At 73.5% G+C, this 9,613-nt stretch carries 10 protein-coding genes and 1 pseudogene; 6 read left to right on the forward strand and 5 right to left on the reverse strand.

The genetic code is table 11. From position 1 onward, the window contains the following. Window positions 1-648 (forward strand): CAP domain-containing protein (locus ACXJMZ_RS34730; protein ID WP_457034010.1); only part of this gene is annotated, 648 nt, incomplete at its 5' end. A gap of 68 nt (window positions 649-716) precedes the next feature. Then, a complete protein-coding gene (locus ACXJMZ_RS34735) occupies window positions 717-1,205 on the forward strand; it encodes a glutathione peroxidase (RefSeq protein WP_457034011.1) in 489 nt (162 codons plus the stop codon). Between the two features lie 48 nt (window positions 1,206-1,253). On the opposite strand, the gene ACXJMZ_RS34740 is transcribed toward ACXJMZ_RS34735, so the two are convergent. Further along, entirely contained in the window at window positions 1,254-1,622 is a 369-nt protein-coding gene (locus tag ACXJMZ_RS34740; RefSeq protein WP_457034012.1) for a DoxX family protein, read from the reverse strand. Between the two features lie 177 nt (window positions 1,623-1,799). Here ACXJMZ_RS34740 and ACXJMZ_RS34745 point away from each other — a divergent pair, with 177 nt between their 5' ends. Together ACXJMZ_RS34745 and ACXJMZ_RS34750 are read left to right on the forward strand one after the other, a co-directional pair. Beyond that, entirely contained in the window at window positions 1,800-3,848 is a 2,049-nt protein-coding gene (locus ACXJMZ_RS34745) for an amino acid adenylation domain-containing protein (RefSeq protein WP_457034013.1), read from the forward strand. Window positions 3,849-4,106: 258 nt separating this feature from the next. Then, window positions 4,107-5,054, forward strand: a complete 948-nt coding sequence (locus ACXJMZ_RS34750; RefSeq protein ID WP_457034014.1) for a helix-turn-helix domain-containing protein — start codon at window positions 4,107-4,109, stop codon at window positions 5,052-5,054. Here ACXJMZ_RS34750 and ACXJMZ_RS34755 read toward each other — a convergent pair. Then, complete coding sequence (locus tag ACXJMZ_RS34755) at window positions 5,041-6,318, reverse strand: hypothetical protein (RefSeq protein WP_457034015.1); 1,278 nt, start codon at window positions 6,316-6,318, stop codon at window positions 5,041-5,043. The two genes, ACXJMZ_RS34750 and ACXJMZ_RS34755, sit on opposite strands and share 14 nt — an antisense overlap. Before the next feature lie 19 nt (window positions 6,319-6,337). Then, window positions 6,338-6,577, reverse strand: a complete 240-nt coding sequence (locus ACXJMZ_RS34760; RefSeq protein WP_457034016.1) for a hypothetical protein — start codon at window positions 6,575-6,577, stop codon at window positions 6,338-6,340. A 254-nt stretch (window positions 6,578-6,831) separates the two neighbouring features. On the opposite strand from ACXJMZ_RS34760, the gene ACXJMZ_RS34765 reads away from it, so the two are divergent. Then, entirely contained in the window at window positions 6,832-7,371 is a 540-nt protein-coding gene (locus ACXJMZ_RS34765; RefSeq protein WP_457034017.1) for a hypothetical protein, read from the forward strand. Window positions 7,372-7,393: 22 nt separating this feature from the next. Here ACXJMZ_RS34765 and ACXJMZ_RS34770 read toward each other — a convergent pair whose 3' ends face one another. Further along, window positions 7,394-7,930 (reverse strand): GNAT family N-acetyltransferase, encoded by a 537-nt coding sequence (locus ACXJMZ_RS34770; protein WP_457034018.1) that lies wholly within the window; start codon window positions 7,928-7,930, stop codon window positions 7,394-7,396. Window positions 7,931-8,114: 184 nt separating this feature from the next. Between ACXJMZ_RS34770 and ACXJMZ_RS34775 the strand changes: the two genes are divergently transcribed. Continuing rightward, window positions 8,115-8,957: a lysozyme gene (locus ACXJMZ_RS34775; protein WP_457034019.1), complete on the forward strand. Its 843-nt coding sequence runs from the start codon at window positions 8,115-8,117 to the stop codon at window positions 8,955-8,957. A 367-nt stretch (window positions 8,958-9,324) separates the two neighbouring features. Here ACXJMZ_RS34775 and ACXJMZ_RS34780 read toward each other — a convergent pair. Then, window positions 9,325-9,417, reverse strand: a pseudogene (locus ACXJMZ_RS34780). Window positions 9,418-9,613: the final 196 nt, after the last annotated feature.

Raw genomic sequence — 9,613 nt, forward strand, 5'->3', positions numbered from 1 at the left:
GTGGTGGGCGCCGGCCAGAGCCCCTCCCCGCAGGCGGCTCCCCGGATCGACGGTTCGGCCACCGCCGCGGTCGCGGCCGCGCCGCTCCAGGTCGAGGCCGCCGCCCCTGCACCCGCCCCGGTCGCCTCCCCGTCCGCGGCACCCAGCTCCCCGACCGCCTCGCCCTCCCCCACACCGAGCCCGGCCGCCCCCTCCCGGACCTCCGCCGCGCCTTCGGCCCCCGCCAAGACCCCGGCCCCGGCCACCAGCGCGGCGAACCGTTCGGCCGCCGCCCAGCAGCAGGTGCTCGACCTGGTCAACACCGAGCGCTCACAGAACGGCTGCGGTCCGGTCAAGGCCAACAGCAAGCTCCAGGCCGCCGCCCAGGGCCACTCCGAGGACATGGCGGCCCGGAACTTCTTCGACCACACCAACCCCGACGGCAAGGGCCCGCAGCCCCGGATCGAGGCGGCCGGCTACCGCTGGAGCACCTGGGGCGAGAACATCGCCCGGGGCCAGCAGGACGCCGCCGCCGTGATGGCCGCCTGGATGAAGAGCCCGGGCCACCGGGCCAACATCCTCAACTGCGCGTTCACCGAGATGGGCCTCGGCACCCACTTCGCCTCCGGCGGCCCGTGGTGGACCCAGAACTTCGGCGCCCCGGCCTGACGGAATACCGCACGGCTCCCGACGGTTGTTCCGCTCGGCCACTCATGAACCCTCGAAAGGACTCCGCTGTGAGCCTGTACGACATCCCGCTGCGCACCCTCGACGGTCAGCCGACTTCGCTCGCCGACTACAAGGGCAAGGCGCTGCTCGTGGTCAACGTGGCTTCCAAGTGCGGCCTGACCCCGCAGTACGCGGGCCTGGAGCGGCTGCAGCAGCGCTACGCCGACCGGGGCTTCACCGTGCTCGGCGTCCCCTGCAACCAGTTCCTCGGCCAGGAGCCCGGCACCGCCGAGGAGATCCAGACCTTCTGCTCCACCACCTACGGCGTCTCCTTCCCGCTGTTCGAGAAGCTCGACGTGAACGGCGACGACCAGCACCCGCTCTACAGCGAGCTGACCAAGTCGGCCGACGCCGAGGGCACCGCCGGTGACGTCTCCTGGAACTTCGAGAAGTTCCTGATCACCCCCGACGGCACCGTGGCGGCCCGGATCCGCCCGCGCACCGAGCCCGAGGACCCCGAGGTGGTCGCGCTGATCGAGGCCAACCTCCCCGCCTGACGCTCCGTCATCCCGGCGCCCGCCGTCTCCGGCGGGCGCCGGGTCGGCTCACGCCTTCCGGCCGACCCGCAGCGCCCAGAGCACCAGCGGCACCTGGAGCGGCAGCCGGGCCAGCGCGGTGACCCGCTGCGGGGTCGGCCGGTGCCGCCAGTCGTACGCCATCTTGGCGTTGGCGGGAAAGACCGCGACGAAGAACCCGGCGGCCGCCAGCGCCCCGACCCTCCTGGTGCGCGGCACCGCGACAGCCGCCCCGAGGGCCAGCTCCGCGACCCCGCTGGCGTACGTCCAGGCCCGGGGCTCACCCGGCAGCGACCGGGGCACGATGGCGTCGAACTGTCCCGGCCGGGCGAAGTGGGCCACACCTGCGCCCAGCAGCAGGCCCGCCAGCAGCGTGGCGGAACGTGTCGAGCTGGCCATGTTGACTCCCTTATCCGGTTCGCCCCCGTGCTAATGGTTACCGGACAGTAGCACTCCGGCCCCGGTCAGGTTTCAGGTCTGCAACTACCGTGCGTTCACTGTCGGTTCACCGCCCCTCCTGCCTGCACACTGTCAGGGGGGCGGCGCCGTACCGTCCCCCCGGGGGAAGGCGGAGCTGTGCACGACATCGAGGACCGGACGGTTCACCAACTCTTCGAGGAGCACGCCCGACACGCGCCGGACGCACCCGCGCTGGTCTGCGGCGAGCAGCGGCTCAGCTACCGCGAGCTGGACGAAAGCGCCGACCGGCTGGCCCACCACCTGCGCGAACTCGGTCTGCGGAGCGGCGAGTTCGCGGCCGTGGCACTCGGCCGGACCCCCGATCTGCTGATCGCCGTGCTGGCGGTGCTGAAGACCGGGGCGGCCTACGTACCGGTGGAGCCGACCGGTCCGGACCGGATCATCCGTCATGTGCTGGCCGAGGCCGACCCGTTGGTGGTGATCACCCAGGAGGCCTACCGGGTCCGGCTGACCGACGCCGTCGACCGGACCGTGCTCTGCCTGGACGGCGCCGCGCTCCCCGAGCGGACCGGCCCGCTGCCGGACCAGGCCGGACCCGCCGATCTGGCGTGCGTCTTCTACACCTCGGGCTCCACCGGCCTGCCCAAGGGCGCCCTGATCGAGCACCGCAACCTGCTGCACTCCTACCGGGGTTGGCGTGAGGTGTACGGGCTGACCCCCGAGGACCGGTTCCTGCAGACCGCCACGCTGGAGTTCGACGTCTTCACCGCCGACTGGATCCGCGCTCTGTGCAGCGGCGGCGTCCTGGTGCTGGCGCAGCGCAACTTCACCCTCGACCGGACCGCCTCCCCCGCCGAGCTGCACGAGCTGCTGCTGCGCGAGCGGATCACCGTGATGGAGACCAACGCGCACACCCTGCGCCGGCTGTTCGCCCATCTCCAGCCGCTGGGCCTGGAGTTGGGCAGCGTCCGGCTGCTCTCGGTCGGCGCCGAGAAGTGGTACCTGGACGAGCAGCTCAGGCTGCAGCGCTATCTCGGTCCGGGGGTCCGGCACATCAACGTGTACGGCGTGGCCGAGGCGGCGGTGGACAGCGCCTGGTTCGACAGCGCCACGCTGGCCGAGGAGCCCGACCACCCGGAGCGGCTGTCGCTGATCGGCCGGCCGTTCCCGGGCACCGGGATCCGGCTGCTCGACCCGGCCGGGCAGCCGGTGCCACCGGGCACCCCGGGCGAGATCTGCGTGTCCGGGCCCGGGGTCGGCCGGGGCTACCTCAAGCGCCCCGAGCTCACCGCCGAGCGCTTCGTCGACGGCGGCCGGGTCTACCGGACCGGCGACATCGGGGTGCTGCGGCCGGACGGACTGCTGGAGTTCGTCGGCCGGGCGGCGGGCCAGGACCCGGCGGCGGCCGCCTCGTTGGCGGCCGTGGAGGTCCTGCTGCGCGGCCACCCGGAGGTGCGCGAGAGCGCGGTCGCCGAGGTGGAGACCGGCCCCCGCCGGACCGGTCTGGTCGCGTACGTGGTGGCGGCCGAGGGCGCGCGGGCCGAACCCTGGGCGCTCCGGGCCTACCTGGCCGAACGGCTGCCGGACCGGCTGCTCCCGGAGGCCGTGGTACCGCTCCCGGCCCTGCCGAGGACCCGGGCCGGCAAGCTGGACGCCCGCTCGCTGCCGCTGCCCGCGCCGCGCGGCCACGCCGCGCCCGGTCCTGGCAGCGGGGGTTCCGCCAAGGCGGTCTCCGGCGGCAAGGGCGGCGGCTTCCTGGCGGCGGAGTACGGGCGGCTGGGCGACGGCACCAGGTGGGCGGCCGCCACGGCCGCCGGGGCGCTCGCCGCCGCGGTACTGACCGACGGCTTCTGGCCGGGCTCGACCGACCTGTCCGGGGTGCCGTCGCCGTGGGACGCACTGTTCCAACTGCTCTACCTGGTCGAGTGGCTGGGCTTCGGCCTCGGCCTGGCCTTCCTGCTGCTCGGCGGCCCGCTGCTGGCCCGCAACGGCCGTCCGCCCGGCCTGACCCTGGTCACCCGGCTGGCCGTCTTCTGGCTGCTCGCCGCCTGGTGGCCGCAGGACAACTGGTACCGGATCAGCCGGGCCGCCGACTGGCCCCGGCAGACCGCGCTGGTCTACGGGTTCAACGTCTCGCTGATCGTCGCGGCGGCCGTACTGGTCTGCTTCCTGGCCTGGCAGCCGGGACGGCCGACGGACCGCTGAGGCCAGGCGGGCCGTCCCGCCAGCAGGCTGAAGTCGTAGTGCTCGGACCGCAGTCGGAGCTGCATGGCCTTACTCCTCGTTCGGGGTTCGGGTACGGTCCGTACGTTGGCAGCCCGACCCTGCCCCGGTCCAGGCTTTCCGTTGTCCCGGACAGCGATTCGGCTGTCCGGCCTGGTCAGCGGCCTGTCCGGATCGAATCCGGACAGCACTCAAGGGGGGGCATTGCCGAATCAGCGTCGGCTGGACAGGATATGACGCATGGACAGTCAACACGGGGTGGCGCCGGAACAGGCCGAGGACGCGGCCGGGTTCCTCGCGCTGATGCGGGAGCTCAAGGGCAAGGCCGGTCTGACGTACCGACAGCTGGAGGAACGGGCCGCCGAGCAGGGCTCGGTCCTGGCCCGCAGCACGCTCGCCGACGTACTGAACGGCCGCACGCTGCCCCGCCCGGAGCTGCTCTCCGCCTTCGTCCGGGCCTGCGGCGCGGCGGACCGGGAGGCGGACTGGCTCCGGGCCCGGGACGCACTCGCCGACCCGCCGGCTCCGCCGGTGTCGGCCCCGCCGTCGCCCGCTGCTGAGCGTGCGCCGGCCGCGCTCCGCCGCCGGATACCCCGGCTCCCGTTGGTCGCCTCGTTCACCTTGGCGGCCGCCGTGCTGGTGTGGGCCCTGACGCCCGAGCACTCGGAACCCCCCGTCGCCGCACCGAAGCAGCAGTCCGTCGCCGCCCCGGCCGTGCTGCCCACCGGGTGGGTCCGGATCCGCCCGGTCACCGCGCCCGAGCTCTGTCTGACCGACGGACGGGTGCGCGACCAGCGCTACACGCCCCTGGTGGCCGTCCAGCGCCCCTGTGGCGAAGCGGGACCGCAGGCCACCCTGCTGGAGCCGCTGGGCGGCGACGAGTACCACATCCAGTGGCACCACCCGGACTACGGCAAGGGCTGCCTCAAGGCCCTCACCGACGGCCCCGGCCTCGGTCTGCTCGAACCGATGGACGACTGCACCCAGGGCAGCCACTTCCACGTCGAACCGTCGGGACCGGCAGGCAGCGGCACGTACGTGCTCCGGGTGGACGGCCAGGGCTGCGCCGGGATCGCCGGCGACGGCACCGGCGCGGGGACCGAGACCGTGATGGCCCGCTGCGTCGGCCGGGGCGGCCAGGTCTTCTTCGTCGAGCCGGTCACCCGGCCGACCTTCAGCGCTCCCTGAGCACACCCGCGAACGGGTCCGCGAGCCCCTGGTTCGCGGCCCGCAGCAGGTACTCGGCCGCGTCCAACTGCTCGGTGCCGTCGGCCCAGAGCGCCACCCCGGCGTACGGCAGCGGATCGAATCCGGCAGTCGGGATGGTCGGCAGCAGGCCCACCCCGAGCGCCGCGCACCGTTCGGCGACCTTGGCCAGGTGCGCCAGCAGGGCGGGCTGCGGGAGCCGGGCGCCGAGCGGGAGCCGGTCCAGGGTCCGGACGTACCGGGCCCTGCCACCGAGGCGGGCGGCCAGCATGAAGGCCACCGACGGGCCGGTCAGCCGCAGGTTGGTCTCGGTCGGGGCGAGCCGGCCGAGCGGGTCGACCACGAAGTCCAGGTCGTACCAGCCCCGGTGGCCCGCCTCGGCGAGCGCCCGGCCGACCGCGAGCCCGAACGCGGCGGCAGGACCGGCCAGTGAGGCGGGCACCGCGTCCGGGCCCACCGTGGCGCCCCGGTAGGTGGTGCCCTCGATGTGCATCACGGCGGTGCCGACCGGGTGCACCTCGCCGTCCTGTCCGATCACCCCGTCGAAGCTGAGGTCGCGCAGCGGGCCGTGCCCGGCCACGAACTCCTCCAGCAGCGGGGCCCGGCCGGTCTCCGCCCGCAGTCGCCGCAGCGCCGCCAGGGCGCCACCCGCCGCCCGGACCTGGCGGGGCGTCAGCACGGCCGTGCCGTGGCCGCCGACCCCGTAGGGCGCTTTGACCACGCTGGTCAGACCGGCGGCGGCGCGGGCCCGGAGCAGCCCGGCCAGCCGCCACCGCGACGCCGGCTGCCACTGCTCGGGCACCCGGATCGCCGGGTGGTCGGCGGCCAGCCGCCGGAACAGCCGGTGCGACTCGGCCTTGGACTCGAACCGCCGCACCACCGGCCCGGTCCCGCCCCAACTCCGGATCGGCAGACCCGAGTCGGCGATCCGGTCGCGCAGACCGGGCCGGGCCGCCAGCGCCTCCGCGAGCCCGGTGTCCGGGGCGATCCCGCTGTGCACCTCGACCGGGCCCCAGCCCAGCTCGCCGGCCAGCCAGTCCGTCCACTCCGGTTCGACCTGGAGCGGCAGCACCAGCACGGCCGGGTCCGGGGTGTAGAACGCGGCCAGGCACGAGTAGTGGTGCGCCTGCCGCAACGCCCCGGACCCCGGCCGCCCGAACTGCGCGTTGAAGTCCGCCACGTCCCCCAGATGGACGGCCCGCTGCCCACCGGTCCACCCGCCCTGCCATCCGCCCCCGGCTGCCATCCGGCCAGCCTACGGTGCGTCAGGCCTCCCCGGGGTGCCAGGCCGGCCACTCCCACGGGCGGTCGGCCCAGTGCACCTTCGCACTGTCGTGCGGGTCGACTTCGGGGAACAGCTCGTGCACCCTCGGCTCGAACTCCTCCGGCGCCAACGGCTCCCACCCCGCCCCCGCGAAGTGCACCAGGCGGTAGCGGCTGTCGGTCCGGAACTCGGCCACCTCGACCAGCGGGGCGGCGGCATCACGATCGGTATTGGTCTGCATACCGCCCAGCATCGACCGCCCGCCGCCGCCCCGCACCCGAACCACCCCCACCTGGCGCAGCGTCACCACCCGTCTGCCGCCCCGTGGGTGGGAATCGGCCCGGCTGCCGGGTGAGGAACCTCACCGCACCGGGCGTGCAGCGTCCTCTCCGTCTTCTCCCTCTTCTCAGCGGACGCGAAGACGTTCCGCCCGGGCCGGTGGCTCGTTGAGCATGGGGGCTCCGAGCAGCGGCGGCTCCCGGGCGGAGGAGCAGCGTGAGCGAGCAGTGGCAGGCACCCTGGCAGTACGGGTGGGAGCAGCAGTCACCGCCGCCCACCCCCTGGGAGCCGCCGGTGACACCGTTGCCGTCGCGGCGCAGCCGGATGCGGCGGCGGGCGGCCTGGGCGGCGGGCGGGGTGATGGTACTGGCCGGGCTCTGCTGGCTCCCGAGCGCCTGTGTGGCGGCCCCGGAGCGGTCGATGCAGCCACTGCTCGACACCCCGTCACCGAGCCCGCTCGGCCTGCCGTCCCCGGTCCTGCTGCCCCCGCCACCACCGCCACCGCCCGTGGCGGTGAGCAGCAGCCCGCCACCGCCCTCCGTCACGCCCACCACCTCCCCGACCCCTCGTCAGGTCCGGTCCCCGAAGCCGGCCAAACCCTCCCGGAGCCCCCGGTCCAGCGCCGCCCCTTCACCGACCGGCTCCTCCCCCGACCTGCTCGCCTCGCTCCAGGTGTGCGCGGAAGCCGAACGCCTCGGCCAGTGGGCGCCCGGCTCCGAACAGGCCCGGATCTGCCACAGCCTGTACGGCGGCTGACGGACGGATCGGTGGTGACCCCTCAGATCCCCTTGATCAGCTTTTCGAACCGCAGATCGGGGCGGCGCGGGACACCGAACCGCTCGTCACCGTACGGAAAGGGCGAGAACTCGCCGGTCCGCCGGTAACCCCGCCGCTCGTACCAGGCGATCAGCTCCGCCCGCTGGACGATCACCGTCATCTCCAGCGCGGTCACACCCCATCGCTCCCGCGCCACCAGCTCGGCCTGCGCCAGCACCGCCCGGCCGAGACCCCCGCCCTGCTGAGTGGGCCGCACCGAGAACATCCCGAAGTACGCCGTCTCACCCCGGTGTTCCAACTGGCAGCAGGCCAGCAGCTCACCGTCCCGCTCGGCCAGCAGCACCACACCCTCCGGCGCCCCGATCGCGGCGGCCACCCCCTCGGCGTCGGTGCGCTGCCCGTCCAACAGATCCGCCTCGGTGGTCCAGCCGGCCCGGCTGGCGTCACCCCGGTAGGCCGACTCCACCAGCTCCAGCAACGCGGCCACATCGGCCGGCCCGGCCGGGCGGAAGGTCAGCTCTGAGGTCTCCGACGTCATCGTTCGCTCTCACATCCCGGGCCGACCACCGGCCCCGCCCGCATCGTGCCACACGCCTGCCCCTCGGCTTCGTCATGGTGTCGGGCCACATCTATTGACCGTTCGTCATGTGTTCTACGCGCCATGGTGACCATGTCCGGTGCATGACTAGCCTGCTCCATCACACCGACTCGAAGGAGTGCTCGTGCCCACCTTCCGTCTTCTCCACTTCCGTCTCCTGCACCGCGCGGCCCTGGCCGCCGCCACCGGCGCGCTGCTGCTCGGCGCCGCCGCCGTCCCCGCCCACGCGGCGGGCGCCGACCGCCAACCGGCCGGCTTCCACCCCGAGCTCGACTTCGCCGGCTCCACCGTCGCGGCCCACGAGGGGAGATCCGGCTCCCCGCTCCAGAGCCTGGCCGTCACCCAGACCAAGGGCATGGACGTCTCCGGCTGGCAGGGGAACGTCAACTGGAGCACCGCCGCCGCCAACGGCGCCCGCTTCGCCTACGTCAAGGCCACCGAGGGCACCACCTACACCAACCCCTACTTCGCCCAGCAGTACAACGGCAGCTACAACGCCGGACTGATCCGCGGCGCCTACCACTTCGCCCTGCCCAACACCTCCACCGGCGCCGCCCAGGCCACCTGGTTCGTCAACCACGGCGGCGGCTGGTCCGCCGACGGCAAGACCCTGCCGCCTGCCCTCGACATCGAGTACAACCCGTACGGCGCCACCTGCTACGGCCTGAGCCAGAGCGCGATGGTCAGCTGGATCCGCGACTTCAGCAACACCGTCCACAGCCGCACGGGCCGCTACCCCGTCATCTACACCACCACCAACTGGTGGACCAGCTGCACCGGCAACAACGCCGGCTTCGGCACCACCAACCCCCTCTGGATCGCCCGCTACGCCACCGCCGTCGGTACCCTCCCGGCCGGCTGGAGCTACCAGACCATCTGGCAGTACGCCGACTCCGGCACCCTCCCCGGCGACCAGAACTACTTCAACGGCGCCTACGACCGCGTCCAGGCCCTCGCCAAGGGCTGACCCACCCGGCCCCGCACCGGTCGGCGCCGGCCACCCCAGCACCGACCGGTGCGCGCTCACCCTGCCCATCGGGATCTCCACCGCGCGTACGCGAACAGGGCCTTGACCCGAAATCATCAGGCCCACCATGGCCATGGAGACGCAGGAATCCGTTCGTCATGGGAGACAACGATGGCTCTGCAGTTCGTCGGGATCTACCCCAACACCCCTGATGACGGCTCGCCGACCATCTGACTGGACGAGTGAGCGAGGTCAACAACGGTGGCAACGACGGTTCGTGAGCAGTTGGCAAAGGCGCAACAGCCGGCGGTGCGTCGACGGGTTCTGGTGGACGATGTGGTCCCGTCAGACCTGGGCCTGGCAAGGGCGGAGAGGGCAGGATTCGAACCTGCGCGGACCCGGGGGTCCTGCTCGACCGTTACCGGTCTGGCACCCGATCAGCCGCTCCGGGCACCTCTCCAAGCCTTGGCGGTGGCGTGTACCCCCTCGGCGTGAGACCACTGTGCCCGCACGGCCTGACACCCACCTGACCCACCGCTGACACCCAGGGAAAGGGCGGTCCGCGACGATGCGAGGGCCCGTCAGGACGGGTTCAGGCCCCCGGGTTGATGCCCCGCAGGACGTCCCCGGCCTTGAACTGGAGGTCGTCCGCACCC

It is taken from the genome of Kitasatospora sp. P5_F3 (assembly GCF_054049135.1).

What these genes read in the sequence shown, in the direction of transcription:
- ACXJMZ_RS34740 (WP_457034012.1), bottom strand. Translation starts at nt 1,622, where the DNA reads ATGGCCAGCTCGACACGTTCCGCCACGCTGCTGGCGGGCCTGCTGCTG.
- ACXJMZ_RS34750 (WP_457034014.1), top strand. Translation starts at nt 4,107, where the DNA reads ATGGACAGTCAACACGGGGTGGCGCCGGAACAGGCCGAGGACGCGGCC.
- ACXJMZ_RS34755 (WP_457034015.1), bottom strand. Translation starts at nt 6,318, where the DNA reads ATGGCAGCCGGGGGCGGATGGCAGGGCGGGTGGACCGGTGGGCAGCGG.
- ACXJMZ_RS34760 (WP_457034016.1), bottom strand. Translation starts at nt 6,577, where the DNA reads ATGCAGACCAATACCGATCGTGATGCCGCCGCCCCGCTGGTCGAGGTG.
- ACXJMZ_RS34770 (WP_457034018.1), bottom strand. Translation starts at nt 7,930, where the DNA reads ATGACGTCGGAGACCTCAGAGCTGACCTTCCGCCCGGCCGGGCCGGCC.